Source organism: Streptomyces sp. NPDC001407 (genome assembly GCF_042895325.1).
Lineage (GTDB): Bacteria > Actinomycetota > Actinomycetes > Streptomycetales > Streptomycetaceae > Streptomyces.
Genome location: NZ_JBIAWF010000002.1, coordinates 315,497 through 338,039 on the forward strand (window position 1 = coordinate 315,497; position 22,543 = coordinate 338,039).

Genomic DNA, 22,543 nt, shown 5'->3' on the forward strand with positions numbered 1-22,543 from the left:
TCAGCGGCCTCCCCGCGCGGAGAGGGCGGCCGGGACCTCGGCGGCGTACAGCCTGTCGCACAGGCGCATCAGCTTGTCGAGCGACTCCGGGGCCGTCATGACCTCGGCGTGCATCGAGGTGTCCACGTCGATGGTGAAGAAGTCGTCGATCTCGTCCGCCCACTGCTGCCAGTAGGTGATGCCGTCCACCGTGGGCAGCTCCGGGTTGGGGAAGAGCACCATGTGGTCCTCGAAGGCACCGAAGAACTCGCCACCGCGGTTGCGCAGGTAGTAGCAGCGCAGCCCGTCGCGCCGGGGCAGCGGGTCCACGGTGTAGGTCTCGCCCTGCATGGCCTCGAAGTAGCGCGCCAGCTGCCGGACGCGGGCGCGCAGTTGTGTCTCGGTCTTGTTGATTCCGCGCGCGAGGGCGGCGTCGATCAGGGAGTCGAGGAACTTCGTGCCGTCCAGCGTGGTGTCGACGTCGTCGCGGTGCAGGATCGGGGTGGCGCCGCCGTGCGAGTCGAAGCGGTTGTTCCCGAGGATCAGGTTGACGGCGCGGAAGTTGCTGACCTTGCTCACCACCTCGGGGCTGAAGTCACCGCCGACGATGAGGGCGTTGGCCTTGTTGGTCGCGTCGGCGTCCAGGGTGTCGAGCATGACCAGCGAGGCGACCTCCGCCCCGCGCTGCTGGAGCTGCCGCACGACCTCGTAGGCGAAGAGGCCGCCGAGGGAGAAGCCGCCGATGTCGTACGGGCCTTCCGGCTGCACGGCGAGGATGACGGTGGCGTAGTAGTCGGCCATCGCGACCTGGCCGGTGAGGATGTCGGTGGAGTCGATCCAGCCCTTCGGCTGGATGCCGTAGAAGGGGCGCTTGCAGCGAGCGGCGAGGGGCGCGTAGGACTCGACCCCGCCGTTGCCGTGGTGGACCCAGAAGACGGGCCTGCCCTCGGTGACGCCGTTCATGCGGACCAGCTCGGGGAAGCTGTTCGGCGACACCGGCTCGGCCGGGCGCGCCGGGGGCTCCTCCGCGCGGGGCTCCTCGGCCGGGCGGGCTTCCGGCGCCGGCCGGGCCTCTTCCGCCGGGGCGGGCTCGGGGGAGGTCGCGGCGGCGATCTCGTCGACGATCTCCTGGAGCGTCTGGCAGCCGCCGATGACGTCGAGGGTGAGGGAGGCGTCGATGTGCGTCTGTGCCTGGGTGAGGAACTGCATCATGAAGATCGAGTCGAAGCCGTAGTTGCGCAGCGGCTCGTCCCACCGCAGGGTCGCGGCGTCGACTTCGAGCAGGGTCGCCATGAGGTCCGCGACGACGTTGCCCATCGTCGACGGCTCGGCCGGTTCCGGGGCGGTGACGGGCTCCGGTGCCACGGCCGTCACGGGCTCGGCGGCCGCCACCGGCTCGGGCAGGAACCGCTCCCGCATCCGCGTGTGGTCACCGTCCAGCGCGATGACGTTCGGCCGCCGGACCGCCCAGGCGCGGTGCAGGGCGTCGATGCCCACGGCCGCGCGCATGGGCCGCATGCCCACGGACTCCAGGAGGCTGACGGTCGAGGCGTCGGCGCCCATGCCGCCCTTCTCCCACAGCGGCCAGTTCACCATCAGGGTGCGTCCCGAACGGCTGCCCTGGGCGACCAGGGACTCGCGGTGGGCGGCGTAGCCGTCCATGAAGCCGTTGGCGGCGGCGTAGTCGGCCTGGCCGACGTTGCCGAAGGCGGCCATCGAGGAGAAGCCGATGAAGCAGTCGAGCGGCGTCCCGGCGGTGGCCTCGTCGAGGTTGCGGAGCCCGGTCACCTTGGCGGCGAACACGTCCCGCAGATCGGCCGCGCTCTTCCTGGCGACGAAGCCGTCGCGCAGCACTCCCGCCGCGTGGACGACGCCGTGCAGCGCGCCGTGCTCGGCCTCGATGTCGCGTACGGCCCGGAGCACCTCGGCGCGGTCGGCGACGTCCAGCACGCGGTAGCCGGCCTTGGCGCCCGACGCGCGCAGGGCGGTGAGCAGTTCCTCCTGTGCCGGTCCGGCCGGGCCGCGGCCGCAGAGGACCAGGGTGGGCGACTGGACCCGGCGGGCGATGTCCTCGGCGAACAGCGCGCCGAGTCCGCCGGCGCCGCCGGTCAGCAGATAGACCCCGCCGTCGCGCCAGGGAAGCGCCGGGGCGGGCGCGGGGAGCTCGCGCCAGTGGGACACCTGCCGGCGTCCGCCGTGGTGGCGCACGGCTTCCTGGTCCGTGTCAGCGGCGTCGCGCCGCAGCCGTTCGGCCAGTTCGGCCGGCCGCGGTGCGTCGTCGAGCTCGATCCACTGGGTCAGCAGCTTGGGGTGTTCCATGCGCGCCGTGCGCAGCATGCCGCTCAGCCCACCCAGCCAGGGTGTGTGCGCGGGGGTGACGAGCTGGACGACGCGCTGCGGCTGTCCCGCCTCCTGTGCCTTGCCGCGCAGCAGTTCCAGCAGGCGCTCGGCGTAGGTGGTGTAGCGCGTCTCGGGCGCGCCGTCGGTCTGCCAGCTCTCGCAGGTGCCGCCCAGTGCCGTGCCGAGCGCTGTCGCGTCCAGCTCGGGCAGCTCGCACAGGACGACATGCCGGATCACGTCGGCGCCGCGGTCCTGGGGTGCCGCGCTGTCGCGCCAGTCCGCGTGGACGAGCAGCGCGGGCGTCCCGTGGGCCTCGACGGCCGCGGTCGGCCGGTCCTGTCGCACGCGGGTGCTGAAGCCCAGCAGGCGTACGCAGACGTTGCCCTGGGTGTCGCACAGGTCGATGTCGAGGCGGCGCACGCCGGAGTCGCGGCGGTCGTCCTCGGCGCGGCGTACGAGCGCCCAGCCCTCGGCCGGGGTGGCGGCGAGCACGTGCACCTCGCGCACGCTGAAGGGCAGGGAGTTCTCGGCGGGGGCTGCGCCCTGCTCGCCGAGCACCAGGCCCAGGGTGGCCTGGAGGGCGGCGTCGAGCATGCCGGGGTTGAGCGTGAGCGACGATGCCGCCGCCGCGGGCAGGCGCAGCCGCGCCAGCGCCATGTCCTCGCCGTAGTGCACCGTCTCGACGGCCTGGAACGCGGGGCCGTAGCCCATGCCCATGCGGGCGAACAGGGCGTAGAAGTCGGCGCCGTCGCGCCGGGACGGGCAGTTGGCGCGCAGCGCGTCGATGTCGTGGGTGCCGTCCGACGCGAGCGGGGCGGGGTCGAGGCGCACAGTCCCCTGCGCGTGCAGGACGCGCTCACCTGCGTGGTGGGTGTAGACCTCGAACGTCCCGCTGGCCGCGTCCAGTTCGACGCCGAGGGAGCGCGGCGCCGTCACCTCCAGGGGGCGCAGCCAGGCCACGTCACGCAGGCGGACACCGGTGAGGGAGGCGCCGGGCCCGGCTTGGACGGCGGCTTCGCGTACGAATTCGAGGTAGGCGGCGCCGGGCAGTACGGGTGTCCCGGCGACGCGGTGGTCACGCAGGTAGAACTCCCGCCCGTCCAGTTCCCGGCGGTAGGGGGCGGGCAGCGTGCTCGGTGGGGGCGGTGTGGCCGGTGTGGCGGCCGGTGTGGCGCCCTTGGCGTCGGCGATCCAGTAGCGCTGGAGGCGGAAGGGGTAGGTGGGCAGCGGGACGCGGCGCATCGTGCGGTCCGCGTAGAGCCGCTGCCAGTCGAAGTTGAAGCCGGTGACCCAGAGCTTGAGCAGGCGTCCGGTCTTGCCCTTGGCTATCCAGCTGTCGATGGCGACGGCGATGTCGTCGTCCCCGACGAGTTCGTTCCACGGCCCCTGGCGCTGTGCCCGTCCGGTGTGGAGGCCCTGGGCCTTGCCGCCGTCGAGATACGCGCGCAGCCGCTCGCGCAGGTCGGCGAGCGAGTGGGTCAGGAAGGCGAGGCGCTCCTCCATCGCGACGCGGCCGACCTGGAGGGTGTAGGCGAGTGCGGGCAGGTCGGCTTCGCCGAGGCGGCCCGTGTCGATCCAGTCGGCGAGTTGCCGGACCCGTGCGCGCAGGGTCTCGGGCTCCGATGCCGAGATCACGACGGCCACGGGGTCCGGCGTGCTCGTCGCCGGGGCGGGCTGGGGGACGTACTCCTCCAGGACGACATGGGCGTTGACGCCGCCGAAGCCGAAGGAGCTCACGCCTGCCCGGCGCGGCAGTTCACGGCCCTCCGCGTCGCGCGGCGCGGTCCAGGGCCGCTGTTCGCGCACCAGGTGGAAGGGGCTGTCCTCCAGGTCGATGTAGGGGTTGACGGTCTCGCAGTGCAGGCTCTTGACGAGCGTTCGGTGGCGCATCTGGAGCAGCACCTTGATCACACCGGCGACGCCCGCCGCGAGTTCGAGGTGCCCGATGTTGGTCTTCACCGAGCCCACGCCGCAGTGGGCCTCCTCCACGGTGGCGCCGTGTGCTTCGTAGAGCTCGCGGAACGCCGCCTTCAGCCCGTTGATCTCGATGGGGTCGCCGAGCTTGGTGCCGGTGCCGTGGGCCTCGATGTAGCCGACCGTCCGGGGGTCGATGCCGGCCTTGCTGTAGGCACGCTGGATCAGCGCGGCCTGTGCCTTGGGGTTGGGCGAGGTCAGGGAGTTGGAGCGGCCGCCGTGGTTCTCGGCGGTCGAGCGGATGAGGCCGTGGATGTGGTCGCCGTCGCGTTCGGCGGCGGAGAGCTTCTTCAGCACCAGCATGCCCACGCCCTCACCGCGGACGTAGCCGTCGGCGCGGTCGGAGAAGGTGCTGCACCGTCCGCCGACGCTGAGCATCCCGGACTTGCTGAAGCTGATGTGGCCGTCGGGGATCACCATGGTGTTGACGCCGCCGACGACGGCCATGTCGCACTCGTCGCGTTCGAGCGCGGCGACGCCGCGGTGGATGGCGACCAGGGAGCTCGAACAGGCGGTCTCGATGGGCTCGCTGGGGCCGTGCACGTCGAGGAAGTAGCTCATCCGGTTCGGGCCGATCGACGGCACGCTGCCCGTGGGCGTGACGCTCTCGCCCCTGCCGCCGGTGCGGTCGGCCAGCAGGCTGTAGCCGGTGTCGTTGGTGCCGACGAACAGCCCGAGGTTCTCCCCCGCCAGCCGGTCGGCGGCGTATCCGGCGTCCTCCAGCGCCTTCCAGACGTACAGCATCAGCAGGCGCTGCTGGGGGTCCATGTGGACGGCGTCCTTAGGCGCGATGCCGAAGAACAGCGGGTCGAAGTCGGCGACGCCGTCCATGAAGCCGCCCCACTTGACGTTGGTGCGCCCCGGCTCCAGGAGCGGGTCACCGAAGTGGGCGCGCCAGTCCCACCGGTCGGCGGGGACCTCGCTGACGCAGTCGCGCCCGTCGCGGAGGTTCTGCCAGAAGGCGTCGATGTCCTCGGCCTGCGGGAACCGGCCGCTGAGGCCGACCACGGCGATGGGTTCGGCGTCCTGCCGGTGCGCCTGCCGGGGAGCGGGCGCGGGCGTGGGGGCGACGGCCGGCCGCGGGGTGGCGACAGGCCGCGGGGGCTCGGCCGCCACGGGGGCGGGCGGCCGAAGGCCGAGGCGGGTGGTCAGGGAGGGGCCGTACTCGTCGGCGAGGTGCGCGCTGAAGGCCCGCAGGGTCGGGTGCTCGAAGAGGACCGTGGGCACGAGCTCCAGGCCCAGGGACTCGTTCACCATGTTCACCAACTGGCTGATGACGATGGAGTCCAGGCCGTACTCGCTCAGGTCGACGTCCACGTCGAGGTCCGCCGCGCTCACCTTCAGCAGCTCGCAGACCTTCTCGACCATGACGTCGCAGATCCGGTCCACCAGATCCTCGGTGCCGGCGGCCCGCGGCTGCCCGGCCTGTGCCCGCTTCCAGTCGCGGATCAGGCGGAGCGCCTCGTCCTGGCCCACCCGTCCCTCGCGAATAAGCCGGTGCAGCTCGTCCAGGGATTCGACTCGGGTGCTCATATCAGGCTCCTCTTGAACTCGTCCGCGCTCAGTTCGCGCCGGCCGATGGCTTCGATCAGGTGCAGCAGGTGCGCGTCTTCGGACTCGGCCGGGGGTGCCGCCGGGGCCGGCTCGGTGGGCGCGCTGTCGCCGAGGGTGCGGGCGCTGAAACCGCGGAGGCGTACGCAGACGTCGCCGTCGTCGTCGCAGAGGTCGAGGTCGAGCCGGCGGACGGCGCCGGGGTGGTCGTCCTCGGCGAAGCGGATGATCACCCACCCCGTGGCCGGGGTGGCGCGGAGCACCTCCAGCTCGCGCAGGGCGAAGGGCAGTGCGGTGCGGGCGGTGCCGGGTTCGCCGACGAAGAGTCCGACCGTGGCCTGGAGGGCGGCGTCGAGCATGCTCGGGTTGAGCACGAGACCGCTCTCGCGGGCCGCGCCGGCGGGCAGGTTCAGGCGTGCCATGGCCTGCCGTGAGCCGGTGTGCAGTTCCTCGATGGCCCGCAGCGTCGGGCCGTAGGTCATGCCGATGCCGGTGAACCGCTCATAGCAGGCGTCGGCGTCGAGCACGGGGCCGTCGCACCGCGCGCGAAGCGCCGCGAGGTCGAGGCGATCGCCCGGTGCCGCGTCCTGGCGGCGCAGCTGCCCCCGGCCGAACACGGCGCGTTCGCCGTGCTCGTCCACCGAGTACACCTCGTAGCCCAGTCCGTCACCGGTCCGGGTGGTCAGCGCGACGTGCACGTCGGTCTCCTGCTCGACGGTGAGCGGGCGCAGCCACGAGGCGAGCTTCAGCGACCAGGTCCGCTCGTCGCCCCCGGCGGCCTGGACCGCAGCGGCGCGCGCCATCTCCAGGTAGGCCACGGCGGGCAGGACGGGTACGGCCTGCGGGCGGTCGTCGGAGGCGACGACCGCGCGGCCGGGCCGCCATCCGGACACCTCCTCCATCACCCGGCTCTGCACGCGGTGGTCGGTGAGGAAGAACTCGCGGCCGGTGAAGCGCGAGGTGTAGCGGTGCTCGTCCAGGTCCGAGGTGTTCACGTGCACCAGCGGGTGCAGTACGGCCGGCCGGGCACCGTTCGCGGGGCGGGTGGTGTCGACCCAGTAGCGCTGGAGGCGGAACGGGTAGGTCGGCAGCGGGATCCGGCGCGGACGGCGCCCGGTGTGCAGGCGGTCCCAGTCGAAGGCGGCACCGCGCACCCACGCCTCCAGCAGGCTCGCCCGGTCCTGCCGGCTCGCGGCGGTGAGGTCCGCCCCGGGGGCGAACGCGGCCGGTACGTCCGGGAGATCGACGCCGCGCGGGACCCGGCCGCTGAAGACGTCGCCCGTGGGCTCACCGCGCAGCCAGGCCTCCAGCGCCTGGGCGAGCTCGTCGACGGTCCGGGCCAGGCAGGCGAGGCGCTCGGTCATCGGCGTGCGGCCCGTCTGCGAGGTGTAGGCGACCGACGCGAGGTCGGTGTCGTCGTACGTGCCGCAGCGCAGCGCGTCGACCCAGCGCGTGGCGATCTCGCGCAGCACCTCCGGGCGGGCCGCCGACAGCAGGAACGGGAGGCGCTCGGTGGGCGCCCGGTCCGGCTCGGGGGCGGTCCGGGGCACGTACTCCTCGAGGACGACGTGGGCGTTGACGCCGCCGAAGCCGAAGGAGCTCACGCCTGCGCGGCGCGGCAGTTCACGGCCTTCCGCGTCGCGCGGGGCCGCCCACGGCTGCCGCTCGCGGACGAGGTGGAAGGGGCTGCCTTCCAGGTCGATGTAGGGGTTGACGGTCTCGCAGTGCAGGCTCTTGACGAGCGTGCGGTGGCGCATCTGGAGCAGCACCTTGATCACCCCGGCCGCGCCGGCGGCGAGTTCGAGGTGGCCGATGTTGGTCTTCACCGAGCCCACTCCGCAGTGGGCCTCCTCCACGGTGGCGCCGTGCGCCTCGTACAGCTCGCGGAACGCCGCCTTCAGCCCGTTGATCTCGACCGGGTCGCCGAGCTTGGTGCCGGTGCCGTGGGCCTCGATGTAGCCGACGGTGCGCGGGTCGATGCCCGCCTTCTCGTACGCCTCCCGCAGGAGTGCTGCCTGTGCCTTGGGGTTGGGGGCGGTCAGGGAGTTGCCGCGGCCGCCGTGGTTCTCCGCCGAGGAGCGGATGAGGCCGTGGATGTGGTCGCCGTCGCGTTCGGCGGCGGAGAGCCTCTTGAGCACCAGCATGCCCACGCCCTCGCCGCGCGCGTAGCCGTCGGCGCGGTCGGAGAAGGACTTGCAGCGGCCCTCCGGGCTGAGCATCCCCGCCTTGGAGATGCTGATGTGCCCGTCGACGCTGACCATGGTGTTGACCCCGCCCGCGATGGCCATGTCGGACTGGCCCTCGCGGATGGCCTGGATGGCCCGGTGGATGGCGACCAGCGCGCTGGAGCAGGCCGTGTCGACCGGCTCGCTCGGGCCGTGCAGGTCGAGGAAGTAGCTCATGCGGTTCGGGCCCATCGAGGGCGCCGCGCCGGTGATGTCGTAGCCCTCGATGACGGGTGAGTACCGCGTGACCAGGGTGCTGTAGCCGGTGCTGGTGGTGCCCGCGATGAGGGCGGTGTTGCTGCCCGCGACCGCGCCCGCCGAATAGCCCGCGTCCTCCAGGGCCTTCCACACGTACAGCATCAGGAGCCGCTGCTGCGGGTCCATCAGCTCGGCTTCCTTCGGGGAGATGTCGAAGAAGAGCGGGTCGAAGTCGCCGACGCCGTTCATGAAGCCGCCGGACGTCACGTTGGACGTGTTGGGGTCCTTGACCGGGTCGCCGTAGCAGGCCCGCCAGTCCCAGCGGTCCGCGGGGACCTCCTGGGTGCAGTCGCGCCCTTCGGCCAGGTTGTCCCAGAACTCGTCGAGGTCGTCCGCCATCGGGAAGCGGCCGCTCATGCCGATCACGGCGATCGGCTCGTCACCGGGCGCGGCCGCCTCGGGCCGGCGGGCGGCCGGTGCCGGGGCGGGCTGTTCCTCCCGCGCCTCGGGGGTGACGGTGACGCGGTCGGCGTGGTGGTCGAGTAGGTGGTCGGCGACGCCCGCCAGGGTGGGGTTCTCGAAGAAGAGGGTCGGTGCCAGCGAGAGCCCGAACTCGGCGTTGAGCTCGTTGGCGAAGCCGATGAACGAGAGGGAGTCGAAGCCGTACTTGCTCATCTCCGCGGTGCCGCTGATGCGTTCGGCGGGCACGTCCAGGAGGACCGACGCACGGGCGACCAGCTTCTTGAGCAGGGCCTTGTGCCGCGTCTCCCGGCCGGCCGGCGTGGGTGCCGGGGCCGGGGCGGCCGTCCCGAAGCGATCGGGGTGGGTGTCGAGGAGGTGGTTCACAGCCTCTTCCAGGGTCAGGTGTTCGGGGAACAGCTTCGGGGTCAGCGAGAGCCCGAACTCCGCGTTGAGCTTGTCGGCGAACTCGGTGAGCGAGACCGGGTCGAAGCCGTACTCGCCCAGCGCCACCGCGCCGTCGATCTCGTCCGCGCGCACGCCCAGTACGGCCGAGGCATGGGCGATCAGGCGGCTGAGGAGGGTCGCGTGCGGGGTGGTCCGGTCGGGTGCGGTCTCCGGTGCGGGGTGGCCGGTCCGCGCGGGGGCGAGGAGGGTGGCGTCGATCCGGGCGCGTTCGCCGTAGACCGCCAGCACGTGCGGCGCGCCGCTGCCGTAGGCCCGCTCCAGCGCCTCGACGCCCTGACGGGCGCGCATCGGCACCATGCCGACGCTCTCCCTCAGACGGCGTTCGGTCGCGGCGTCGACGGCCATGCCGCCGTCGGCCCACAGCGGCCAGCCGACCACCAGCGTGCGGCCCCTGCGCTCGCCCCTGGCGACCAGTTCGTGGCGCCGGAGCGCGTAGGCGTCCATGAAGGCGTTGGCCGCCGCGTAGTCGCCCTGGCCCTGGTTGCCGAAGGCCGACAGCGAGGAGAAGCCGATGAAGCAGTCCAGGTCGAGACCGGCGGTGGCCTCGTCGAGGTGGACGAACCCGGCGACCTTGGCCGCGAGCACCTCCCGCAGCTCCTCGGCGCTCTTCTGGCCGAGGTAGCTGTCGCGCACCACTCCGGCGACGTGGACGACGCCGTCCAGCCGCCCGTGCTCGGCGACGATCGCGCTCACGCGGCCGGCCACGGCCTCGCGCCGGCTCACGTCCAACGGGTGGTACGCGGCGCGGGCTCCCGAGCCGGCCAGTTCGCCGAGCAGTTCGCGCTGCTCCGGGCCCTCCGGTGAACGCCCGCACAGCACGAGGGTGGCGCCGGGCGCCTGCCGCGCGATCTCGCGGGCGAACAGCCCGCCGAGTGCTCCGGCTCCCCCGGTGACGAGGTAGACGCCACCGGCCTTCCACGGCCGCACCGGCGGGGCGTCGTCGACGGCGGTCCACTGGGGCACCTGCCGCCGGCCGTCGGCGTACCGCACGGCGACGTCGTCGAGACCGGCCGCCGCTTCCTGGCGCAGGCGCTCGCACAGCGTCGCGGTGTCGACCGGGGTCTCCATTTCAACGAGCTGGGTGAGCAGTTTGGGGTGTTCCATGCGGGCCGTGCGCAGCAGGCCGCCCAGTCCCGCGAGCAGCCGGCCCTCGCCGTCGGCGGGCACGACCACCTGGAGCAGCGCGTGTCCGTCGCGGGTCGCCGGGATAGCCTGCCGCAGCCGTGCCAGCACGGTCTCGGCGTGGCGGGTGTAGCGCAGGGCGAGATCGTCCTCGTCGGGCAGCGCGGCGCACGGCACGCCCAGTCCGGCCTGGACGTCCCGGGGGTCGATCGCACCGAGCCCGCCGAGCAGGACCTCGTGCCGCACCAGTGGGCGCGGTGCCCCGGTGGCCTGGGCGGTTCGCGTGTCCACCCGCATGAGGGTGAGCGAAGCGCCGTCGGCCTCCTTCGGTGCGACGGCCGCGGGCAGCACCCGGGTGCTGAAGCCGAGCAGTCGCACGCACACGGCGCCGTCGTCGTCGCACAGTTCGATGTCGATGCGCCGTACGGCACCCCCGCGGTCGTCCGCCGCGGGCCGCACCACGGCCCAGCCGCTCGCCGGGCTCGGCGCGAGGATCCGCGTCTCCTCCAGGACGAAGGGGAGCGCGGCCGCCACGGTGTCGGTGTCCTCGGTCAGCGACAGGCCCAGCGTGGCCTGCACGGCGGCGTCGAGCATCGACGGGTGGAGGGTCCAGTCGGCGCCGTCGCGCGCCGCCTGCGGCAGGCTCAGGCGTGCCACGGCGAGCCCGGAGCCGACGCTGAGCCGGCGGATGCCCCGCAGCGCGGGCCCGTAGCCGATGCCCATGCCCGCGAAGAGGCGGTAGCACTCCTCGTGGTCCAGGGTGCGCACGTCGCACCGCTCGCGCAGCCCGGCGATGTCCAGGCGGGTGGGCGCGGGCGCCTCGCACCGTTCGACGCGGCCCTGTCCGTGCGGTACGGGCAGGCCGTCCCCGGTCGCCGTGGTGATCTCGTACGTGAAGCCGCCGTCCTCGCGCGGCCGCAGGGCGATCCCGGCCGAGGCCGGCCCGGTGATCCGGGCGGGGCGGGACCAGACGACGTCGCGCAGGCGGAAGCCGGTGGGCGCGATGCCTTCGGCCCGCGCCGCCGCGCACGCCAGCTCCAGGTAGGCCACGCCGGGCAGCACCGGCACGTTCCGTACGCGGTGGTCGTCGAGGAAGAACTCCTCGCCGGTCAGCTCGACGGCGTAGTGCGAAGCGCCGGACTCCGTACGGACCTTGCGGCCCGCCAGCGGCGAGGGGGTCGCGGCCCGGGAGGGTCGCGTCCCGACCCAGTAGCGCTCACCGGCGAAGGGGTAGGCCGGGAGGGACACGACCCGGAAGCCCCCGTCGTCGAACAGCGGGGCGAAGCTCAGGTCGAGGCCCTGCGCGAAGAACCCGGCGAGCTCGGTCAGGCAGTCGTGGCGGTCGCGTTCGGCCATCAGGTGGCTCACGCGTGTGCGCAGGGCGGGGTCCTGGCGGCGGTGCCCGTCGGCCGCCTCACCGGTGACGACGCCCGGGGCCCGGCCGTCGCGCAGCCAGGTGCGCAGGGCTTCGACGAGCTGTTCGCGGTCCGAGGCCACGCATGCCCACCGGTGGGTGCAGTGACGGCGCCCGGTGGCCAGGGTGTAGGCCACGTCGCCGAGGTCGAGGTCCTCGTGCGTGAGGGCGTGGTCGAGCAGGCGCTCGGCCTGGGCGCGGCGTGTGGCGTCGTCCTGTCCCGACAGGACGACCAGCCAGGCGGGGCGGGCGGCGTGCGGGCCGCCGGCCCGTGCGGGAGCCTCCTCGATCAGCGCGTGCGCGTTGGTCCCTGCGGCGCCGAACGAGCTGACTCCGGCGCGGCGCGGGCCGTTCGCGGGCGCGGGCCACGGGCGCAGCTCCGTGTTGACGTGGAAGGGGCTGCCCTCCAGTGTGATCGCCGGGTTGCTCCGCTCGAAGTGCAGCGACGGCGGCAGTTGCCCGTGCCTGAGCGCCAGCAGCACCTTGATGACACCGGCCACACCCGCGGCGTACTGGGTGTGCCCCAGGTTGGTCTTGACCGAGCCGAGCGCGCAGCCGCCCTCGGGGGCGTCGCCGAACGCCGCGCTCAGTGCCTCGAATTCGATGGGATCGCCCAGCGGTGTGCCGGTGCCGTGCGCCTCGATCAGCTGGATCTCGGCGGGGTCGACCCCGGCGCGCTCGTGGACGCCGCGCAGCAGACGCTTCTGCGAGCCGGCGCTTGGTGCGGTAAGTCCATTCGTGGTTCCGTCCTGATTCATGCCGGACCCCCGGATCACTCCGTAGACCTGGTCTCCGTCGCGCACGGCGTCGGCCAGCCTCTTGAGCACGACCACACCGGCGCCCTCGCCGGGCACGAAGCCGTCGGCGCTCGCGTCGAAGGTGTGGCAACGCCCGGTCGGCGAGAGCATGTTCGCGCGCACGGCGGACTTGTAGAAGATCGGCGTGGACTGGATGAAGACGCCCCCGGCCAGCGCCATCGACGTGTTGCCCTGGCGGAGGTCCTGGCAGGCCTGGTGGATGGCCACCAGGGAGCTGGAGCAGGCCGTGTCCACCGACAGGGCGGGGCCCTGGAGGTCGAGGAAGTAGGAGATCCGCGAGGCGATGACCGAGGAGATGTTGCCCCAGAGCGTCTGCGGCGGCGCGTCGTCGCCGATCAGCTGCTGGTAGTCGCTGGGCGAGCCGCCGACGTAGACGCCGCACCCGCGGCCGTCGAGCCGTTCACCGGCGTAGCCCGCGTCCTCCAGGGCGTGCCAGCACTCCTCCAGGAAGATCCGCTGCTGGGGGTCGGTGTAGGTGGCCTCCTTGCCCGACATGCGGAAGAACCAGGCGTCGAAGCGCTCGATGTCCTCCACGAAGCTGCCCTGCTGGCGCGGGGCACCGGCGCCCAGCTCCTTCTCCATGTCCCAGCGGGTGACGTCACCGACGAGGTCGTCACCGGCCGCGAGGTGCGCCCACAGTGCCGCGGCGTCGGGCGACTGCGCGAACCGGGCGGCGATGCCGACCACCGCGATGCCGTCGTCGTCGGGTGCGCCGACGGGAGCGGCGGGTGCGAGCTGTACGGCTTGTGGGGCTTGTGCGCGGTCGGCGGGCGGTGCCTCTTCGGCTTCGGCGGACGGCTCGCCCAGTGCGCCACTTGCTCGCAGCTGAGGCCCGTACGCGTCGACCAGATGGTCCGTCAGCCGGTCGAGCGAGCTGTGCTCGAACAGGGCCGTGCTGGACAGGTCGACGCCGAGGGCGGTGTTCACCGCGCCGACGAGCTTCACGCTGAGGATCGAGTCGACCCCGAAGTCGGAGAACGACGCCTGCGGGTCGATCTCGTCGGGCTCCATGATCAGCACACGGGACAGCTCGGTCAGCAGGCGGTCACCGACCAGGAAGCGCAGCGTCGACACGTCCATCGCGGGGACAGCGGGGGCAGTGGGGGCAGTGGGGGCAGTGGGGGCAGCAGGGGCCGCGGGCGCGGGGGCCGGAAGGACGGCCGGTGCCGCGGTGCCGCGGCCGCGCCGGGCCGGGCCGGCCTGCGTGGCGACCCAGTAGCTCTTGCGCTGGAAGGGGTACGTCGGCAGCGGTGTGCGGCGCACGTCGAGCCCGGAGAACAGGGGCGTGAAGTCCACCGTGGCGCCGGCCAGATACCGGTTCCTGGCGCGTTCCTGCGCGGAGCCACCACTCGCGCCCGTCTCGCTCCGCCCGTCCAGCCAGGCTTCGAGCAGACGTGTCAGCTCGTCGCGGCCACGGGCGACGAACGCGGCCCGGTGGGTGAAGTGGTCGCGGCCGACGGCCAGTGTGTAGCTGACGTCGCCGAGCACGGCGCCGGGCGTGCGGCGCAGGTACGCCAGCAGATCCTGGGCGCGGCCGCGGAGCGCCGCCGGCTGCGGGGCGGAGAGCACGAACAGGTGCGTGCCGTCCGTGTTCCGGTGCCCGGCGCGGGCCGGGGCGTCCTCCACGATCACGTGCCCGTTGGTGCCGCTGAACCCGAACGCGCTCAGGGCCGCGACGCGCTTGCCTTCGCTGTTCGGCCGCCAGGGCCGCAGCTCGGTGTTCACGTAGAACGGGCTGCCGTCGAGCCGGACCGCGGGGTTGGTCCGGTGGTGGTGCAGGGACGGCGGGATCTGCCCGTGGCGCATGGCGAGCACGATCTTCAGCAGGCCGGCGACGCCGGCCGCCGAGGTGGTGTGCCCGAGGTTCGTCTTGATCGAACCGAGCGCGCAGGAGCCGGGGGCCGCGTCCGCCGGGAAGGCGTTGGTGAGCGCCTGGCACTCGATGGGGTCGCCGAGCTGGGTGCCGGTCCCGTGGGCCTCGACCATGCCGATCCCGGCCGGGTCGATACCGGAGTCGGTGTGCGCCTGGCGGATGAGCCGCTCCTGCGACAGCGCGCTCGGGGCGGTGATGCCGTTGGTGGCTCCGTCCTGGTTGACGACCGAGCCGCGGATCACCGCGTGGATGTGGTCGCCGTCGGCCAGCGCGTCGGACAGGCGGCGGAGCACCACCACGCCCACGCCCTCGCCCGGCACGAACCCGTCGGCCGCGGCGTCGAAGGTGTGGCAGCGCCCGGTGGGCGACAGCATCCCGCCCCGGCTCGCCGCCAGATAGGTCTCCGGCGTGGTCTGGACGCTGACGCCGCCGGCGAGTGCCAGCTCCGTCTCGCCGCTCCACAGGCCCTGGCAGGCGAGGTGAACGGCGACCAGCGAGCTGGAGCAGGCCGTGTCGACTGCGATGGCCGGTCCCTGGAGGTTCAGGTGGTAGGCGATGCGCGCGGGTACGACCGACGGCGCGTTGCCCCACGCCGCCTGGGCGGGCGGCGCGTCGTCGAACCACTTCGCGTAGTCGCCGCCGGTGCAGCCCACGTACACACCGCACTTGCGGCCGTTCAGCGAGGCGCCGGAGTATCCGGCGTCCTCCATCGCCGTCCACGCCTGTTCCAGGAAGAGGCGCTGCTGCGGGTCGGTGTAGGTCGCTTCGAGTCCGGTCAGGTTGAAGAAGTTCGCGTCGAACCGGTCGATGCCGTCGAGGAAGCTGCCGGAGCGGCAGGAGAGTTCGTCCTCGCTGTAGCCGGAGAGGTCCCAGCGTTCGACCGGGCCGACGAGGTCGTCACCGGCGGCGAGGTGCTGCCACAGCGCTTCGGCGTCGTCCGACCCGGCGAACCGAGCGCTGATCCCGACGATGGCGATCGGCTCGCGCCCGCCGGGTCCGGACTCTCGCTTCTCGGCAAGGGGCGGCGTGCTGACGGTCCGGGGCGCCGGTGCGGGGGCGGGCAGCTTCGGCCGGTGGCTCTCCGCGATGTGCGCGGCGAGCTGTCCCACGCTGCGGTAGTCGAAGATGACCGTGGTCAGCAGGTCGGTGCCGAGCTCTTCGTTGAGGCGCTGGACGAACTTGGCGCCGACGATGGAGTCGAGGCCGTAGTCGGCGAACGCCTGGTCCGCGTCGATCCGTTCGGTGGACAGGCGCAGCGCGGACGCGAGCTCCGCCAGCACCACATCCGCCACCGTCGCGACCGCGTCCGGCGCCTGGGCGGGGGCCGGGGCCGGGGAGTGTGCCGACGGGCGGGCCGGGAGGCTGTTGGCCTCCGGCGCGCCGGGCAGCGTCCGCGGGCTGCGGGCGAGGCCGTCGCTGTGGGCCACCACGACCTGCTGGCCCAGGGGCAGGGCGTCCTCGGCCGGGTGGCCGACGCAGGTGAAGCCCTCCTGCTCCAGCACCAGGCGCCAGCCCTCCGGGGAGAGGGCGGGGCTGCCCGGCACGCGCAGTTCGGCGTCGTCGTAGAGCCACCAGCCGTCGAGCAGGCCGAACGTCAGGTGGTTGACGAGATAGAAGCCGCTGATCTCGTTCAGCGCCAGCATGCCGTTGCCGCGCAGGAGCGCCTTGGCGTGCCGCAGGGCCGGGCGGATGTTCTCCGTGGCGTGCAGCACGTTGGCCGCGATCACGACGTCGAACGCCCCGGTGTCGAGCCCCTGGGTGTGCGGGGGCCTGGCCGCGTCGAAGATGCGGTACGTCAGGTGGTCGCGCCCGGGTCCGAAGGTGTCCTGGGCGTGTTGCAGGAAGGCCTGCGACAGGTCGGTGTAGCAGTATTCGGCCAGGTCGAGCCCGGCGCGGGCGAGGCGGTCGAGCACGGGGCCGGTGGTGCCGCCGGTGCCCGCGCCGATCTCCAGTACGCGCAGGCGGGCGCCCGGGTCGGCGTCCTGGCGGGCGCGCAGGAAGGACGCGACGTGTTCGGCCAGTACGGCGTTGAAGTGCCCGGCCACGCGGTTGTCGCGGTAGACGCCCTGCACCAGGTCGAACGAACCCTGGGGGAAGAGCACGTCGGTGGCTGTCGTCCGGCCGCACAGGATGTCGGTCAGCGCGGGCAGCGTCCGGCCCAACAGCCGCATGGGCGCGCGCAGATCGGCGTTGCCCTCGGCCCACAGCGCCTGGCCCTGGGCCCAGTCGGCGCGGCAGGCCTCGGCGTCCCGCGCGGTCGGGGCATGGCTGCTCCAGCGGCCCTGGGCGTCGATCAGGCCGTGTTCGGCCAGGGTGCGCAGGGTGGCCGTGAGCCAGCCGTCGAAGCGGGGCTCGACGCCGTTGCGCTCCTTCCACTCCGCGAGGCCGTCACTCGGGTTGTCGAGGCCCGCCCGGCGCAGTTCCGCCACGAGGTAGCGGTGCAGGCAGGCGTCGATCTCGCCCGGCACCGGGCCCGCGTGGTAGGCGGCCAGGCCGGCCGGTACGGGCACGGTGGCGGCACTGCCGCGCGTCGCCGCGCCGAACGGGTGCGGGGTCAGCGTCTCCGTGGTCAGTGCTCCTTCGATGGGCAGCGGGCGCCCGAGGCGCATGAAGCCGATCTGGTCGAGCGGCCCCGCGAGGAGCCGTTCCAGCGCGCCCATCGCCGTGGCCGGGTCGATCGCGGCCAGGCCCATCGCGGTCACGTCGCGCATGAGCTCGTCGGGGACGTTGCCCCAGTAGCCCCAGTTGACGACCTTGACCGGGCAGTCCAGGGATGTGCGCAGTTCGGGGGCGCGCGCGTCCTCGAAGGCGCAGGCCGCCGAGTAGTGCGCCTGGTGGGAGTTGCGGATGAAGCTGACGAGGGAGGAGATCAGCAGGATGAAGTCCAGGCCCTGGGCGGCGAAGGCGTCGGCGAAGTGCACGCACGGGTCGACCTTGGCCGACAGCGTGGCCTCCAGCTCGGCCTCGCTCATCGCGGCCAGCGGCGTGTGGCTGAACACCATCGCCAGGTGCACGACGCCGTCGATGTGGCCGTACCGGCGGAGCACCTCGTCCCGCATCCCGGCGAGCGCCTCGGGGCCGGAGGCGTCGGCGGACACGTAGACGGGGGCGCGCCCGACCGTGGCCACCTGGGCCGCCTTGGCCCGGATGCCGTCGTCCTCGGCGCGGCGGCCGACCCACACGACGTGCGCGTCGTACTGGCGGACGAGGTACTCGCTGAGCATCACCCCGAGGTCGCCCGCGCCGCCGATGAGCACATAGACGCCGTCGCGGCGCAGCACGGGCTCGGCCGGTGCGGGGGTCGCGTCCACGGGCAGGAGCTGCCTGCGCAGCCACTGGCCGCCGCGGCGCGCGAGGGGGTGGGCGCGGTGGTCGGCGGGCAGGGCGAAGACCTCTTCGGCGACGAAGGGTTCGCCGTCGGCCAGGTCGACGGCGCGGATGCGCCAGCGCGGCTGTTCCTTGGCCAGGCCGCCGAGCAGGCCGTGCAGGCTCGCCTGTGCCGGGTCGACGGGCCCGGTGCCGCTCGGGTCGAAGGCGCCGTGCGTGAGGAGGGTGAGCCCCAGGCTCCGCTCCTCCAGGCCGAGGGCCGTCAGTGCCTTGAGGACGCGGAACATGCGCCGGATCACGGCGCGTTGCGCGGCGATCCGCGCCGTGGCGGTGGTGGCGGGCGCGGTGGGGAACCGCATGATCACGTGGTCGAACGCGCCAAGCGCGGCCAGTTCGTCCCGCACCTCCTCGGCGGAGGACGCGGCGGTGTGCAGCGCCACCAGGCCCGGGTAGCGGGCGCCCAGCGCCGCGAAGTCCTCGGGTTCGAGGCCGACGGCCACCACACGGGCGGTCGCGGACGGGTACGGCTTGCCGCGCAGCAGCCGGGCCGGCTCCCAGACGGGGTGCAGGGTGAGGTCGCCCTCGGGAAGCTCGTAGGAGTTCACCGGCTGCGCGGGGGCGGCCGGAGCGGGGGTCTCCTGTACGGGGCGGCGCGGCGCGGCGGGGGTGACGGGGGCGGGCACCGCGGATGAGGCCGCCGCAGCGGGCAGTTCGGGGAGCCCGTCGGTGAACCAGTAGCGCTCGCGGGCGAAGGGGTAGCCCGGCAGGCCGACCTTGCGCGGCTTGGGTCCTTCGGCGTGGAGGCGCGCCCAGTCCACCGTGAGGCCGCTCGTCCATGCCTCGGCCAGCGGTGCGAGCTTTCCGCGGCGTGCCCAGCGCACGACCGTCTCCTGGAAGTCCTCGTCGGTGACGAAACCCTGGACCGCGCCGGCCCGGTCACCGCCGGAGTTCGCGTACGCGCCTTCCGGGAGCTCGTCGCCGCGTGCGCAGGCGTCGAGCGCGTCGACGAGGTCCGGGAGGGCGCTCACCACCACGGCGAACCGTGCGGCCATGGCCTCGCGGCCGACCTGGAGCGTGTAGGCGATGTCGCCGAGGTCGTCGTCGCTCCACTCCCCCGCGCGCAGCGCGTCGCGCAGCCGTCCCGCGGATTCGCGCAGCCGCTCGTCGTCGAAGGCGGACAGGACCACGACGGCGGGGCCGCCGCCGTGCGGGGGTGCCTTGGGCACGATGTACTCCTCGACCAGCAGGTGTGCGTTGGAGCCTCCCGCGCCGAACGACGAGAGGCCGCCGAGGCGCGGGCGGTCGCCGGACCGCGGCCAGGGCGCCGTCTCGCGCTGGAGCACGAACGGGCTGTCGGCGAAGTCGATCTCGGGGTTGGTGCGTTCCGCGTGCAGCGACGGCACCAGCGTGCCGTGCCGCATCTGGAGCAGCAGCTTGGCGAGGCCCGCGACACCGGCGGCCGATTCCAGGTGGCCGATGTTCGACTTCGCCGAGCCGATGGAGCAGAAGTTGCGCGCGTCGGTGAACTCGCCGAAGGCCGCGCTCAGTCCGGCGATCTCGATCGGGTCGCCCAGTGAGGTGCCGGTTCCGTGTGCCTCGATGCAGCCGATGTCCCGGGGGTCGGCTCCGGACCGGCGCCAGGCGCTGCGGATGACGGCCGCCTGCGCGAGCGGGTTGGGCACGGTGAACCCGTGCGTGTGGCCGCCGTGGTTGAGCGCGCTGCCGCGGATCACACCGAGGATGCGGTCGCCGTCGGCGACCGCGTCGGCGAGCGGGCGCAGCAGCACCGCGCCGACGCCCTCACCGGGCACGTAGCCGTCGCCGCCCTCGCCGAAGCTGCGGCAGCGGCCGTCGCTGGAGGCGAACTGCCCCTGCCCGATCATCAGGTACTTGCTCGGGTGCAGCGACAGGTTGACCCCGCCGGCCACGGCGGCGCCGCACTCCCCGCTGCGGATGGCCGCGCACGCGAGGTGGATCGCGGACAGCGCGGACGCGCACATGGTGTCGACGGTGACGCTGGGGCCGCTCGCGTCGAGGAAGTACGAGACGCGGTTGGCGATGGACGCCAGGCTGCCGGGCACGACGACGGGCTCGCCGCGCACGCTGTACTCCGCGCCGTGGAGCTGGTATTCGGAGTACATCGCGCCGACGAACACCCCGATGTCACCGGCGTCCTCGGCCACCCGGGCGCGGGCGGCGGCGCGCAGGGCGTCCCGTGTGTAGCCGGCGTCCTCGAGCGTGGTGTGGGCGCACTGGAGGAACAGCCGCTCCTGCGGGTCCATCATGGACGCCTGCTTCGGTGAGATGCCGAAGAACAGCGGGTCGAACTCGTCGATCCCGTCGAGGAAGCCGCCCCATTTGCTGTACGTCCTGCCGTCGATGCCACGGCGCGGGTCGTAGTAACGGCTGTGGTCCCAGCGGTCTTCCGGGATCTCGGTGATGCTGTCCCGCCCGGCGAGCAGGTTCTCCCAGAAGGCGTCGAGGTCGGGGGCGTCGGGGTAGCGGCCGGCCATGCCGACGATCGCGATGGCCATCCCGTCCTCGGGCTCAGCGTGTACGGGCTCAGCGTGTACGGGCTCAGCGTGTACGGGCTCAGCGTTCACGGGAGAGGCTGCGGGGACGGGTGCGGCGTTGGGTGCCGGGGTTTCGGCGAGGGGTGCGGGGGTCTCGTCGGCCGGGCCGACCAGGGCCGCGAGTGCGGCGGGCTGGGTGCGCAGGAAGTGCCGCACCAGGCCGTCGATCGTGCGTACCTCGAAGAACAGCGTGCTGCCGACGTTGTCGAGCACCTTGCGGACCGCGTCGGTCAGCTGGACGACGAGGATCGAGTCGATGCCGTAGCGCTCGAAGGGCACGTCGGCCCGGATGTCGGCGAGGGGCAGCCGCAGGGTGTCGGCGACCAGGCCGCGGAAGAAGTCGCGGGCCGGCTCCAGCAGGCGCTCGTCGTGGTCGCCGCCGGTGGCGGCCGGGGCGGGCCGGGGCGACGGGGCGGGCACCTCCGGCGGCGCGGCCTGGGGCCGCTCCTGCGGGAGGGCGCCGCGGAAGGCGGAGACGCCGTCCGGGCGCGGCTGGCGGACCACGCCGTCGCTCTCGGCGACGATGACCTGCTGGCCGAGGTCGTCGGCGCCTTCGGCGGCCACGAACGCCGCACGGAAGCCCACCTCGCCGAGCACCCGCCGCCAGCTCTCCGGCACCAGACCGGGCGAGCCCGCGATGCGCGGCGCCGGGTCGTCGTAGAGCCACCAGCCTTCCAGCAGGCCGAACGTCAGATGGCTGAAGAGGATGTTGTCGCTCAGCTCGTTGAGGAGCAGCAGGGCGTTCGCGCGGGCGGCGGCCTTGGCGTTGCGCAGGGTGTTGCGGATGTTGCGGGTCGCGTGCAGCACGTTGGTGGCGATCACCACGTCGTACGTGCCGGGGGCCACCGGCTGGCCCGCGAGCGGCTTCTCGGCGTTGAAGAGCTGCGGGTCCAGGTAGGGCGCGATCGGGCCGTACTCGCGCTGGGCGTGCAGGAGGAACGCCTTGGAGATGTCGGTGTAGCTGTACTTCTCGATGTGCCGGGCCCACGGGCGCAGCCTGCGGAACACCACGGCGCTGGTGCCGCCGGTGCCCGCGCCGATCTCCAGGATGCGCAGGCGTGCGGACGGGTCCTCGGCGAGGCGGCGTTCGAGGTAGGCGACGAGGGTGTCGGCGAGCACGTCGTTGAAGTAGTCGGCGACGGGGTTGTTCTTGTAGACGCCCTCGACCAGTTCGAGCGAGGCGTTGGGGAACATCACGTCGGTGGCCGGGCGGCGGCCGGTGAGGATGTCGGTCAGCGCGCGCAGTGTGGTGTCGACCAGGACGGCCTGCGGGCGCTTGGCCTCGTCGGCCAGCCAGCGCCGGTGCTCGCGGTCCCACTCCGCCCAGGCGTCGTCGAGGGATCCGGTGCGGGGGTCGAGGGCGGCGTAGCGGTCCTCCCCTTCGCGGCGCAGGTAGCCGGCGTCGGTCAGCACGGTGAGGCTGTGGGCCGTCCAGCGTGCGTAGCGGTCCTCGACGCCGCCGAGGGCGCGCCACTCGTCGGCGGTGGCCGCGCGGCCGTCGCGGAACATCCCGAGCGACTGGAGCAGGGCCCAGGTGATGCGGGCGAGCGCGTCCTGCATGGCTCCCGCGTGGCCGTCGGCCTTCTCGCGCAGCCGCTCGATCCCGGCGCGCCGGTCGGGCCGGTCCTCCCGCAGGGCCGTGATCAGGGAGGGGGTGGCGGCGGGAAGGTGGGTGAGGGCGTCGTCGCCGTAGATGCCGTCGATGCTGCGGGTGTCCGTGGACTTGAGCAGGGCGAGCTGGGGGTGCGGGGAGGCGAGCAGCGCGTCGAAGGCCGCCATGCCCTCGTCGGGTTCGATGGAGCCGAGGCCGAGCCCGGCCATGCGCTGCCGGTAGCCGTCGGCGGTGACGATGCCGACGCCGGCCCAGTAGCCCCAGTTCATCACCTTGACCGGGCAGGCGAGCCGGGTGGACAGCTGCTCGGCGAAGGCGTCGGAGAAGGTGCAGCCCGCCGCGTAGTTGGCCTGGCCGGGCGCCTTGAAGAAGGCTTGCATCGAGGAGAAGAAGGCGACGAAGTCCAGCGGCTGGCCGGCGAAGACGTCGGCCAGGTTCACGGCCACGGACGCCTTGGCCGCGTAGGTCGTGCGGAAGAGGTTCTCGTCCATCCGGGCCAGGCTCCGGTCGCCGAGCACGATGGCGGTGTGCAGGACGCCGCGGACGGGGCCGTGCCGCCGGACGATCTCGTCGCGGGCGCGGCGCAGGGCGTCGCGGTCGGTCGCGTCGG

General features: G+C 73.3%; 2 protein-coding genes (1 of these 2 only partly in view). Both read right to left on the reverse strand.

Annotated features, from left to right (window positions below; genetic code table 11):
* Window positions 1–5,826 carry an SDR family NAD(P)-dependent oxidoreductase gene (locus ACFY1P_RS05000; RefSeq protein WP_390749727.1) on the reverse strand — a complete coding sequence of 1,942 codons (5,826 nt, stop codon included), beginning with the start codon at window positions 5,824–5,826 and terminating at the stop codon, window positions 1–3.
* Window positions 5,823–22,543: the 3' portion of an SDR family NAD(P)-dependent oxidoreductase gene (locus ACFY1P_RS05005; RefSeq protein WP_390749728.1), read on the reverse strand. 6,994 nt of this gene lie beyond the right edge of the window; the window shows 16,721 of its 23,715 coding nt (coding positions 6,995–23,715); its start codon lies off the right edge, out of view; its stop codon occupies window positions 5,823–5,825. The genes ACFY1P_RS05000 and ACFY1P_RS05005 overlap by 4 nt, the downstream gene beginning before the upstream one ends.

Excerpts from the sequence above, each read along its gene's own strand:
- ACFY1P_RS05000 (WP_390749727.1), bottom strand. The coding sequence starts at position 5,826 with ATGAGCACCCGAGTCGAATCCCTGGACGAGCTGCACCGGCTTATTCGC.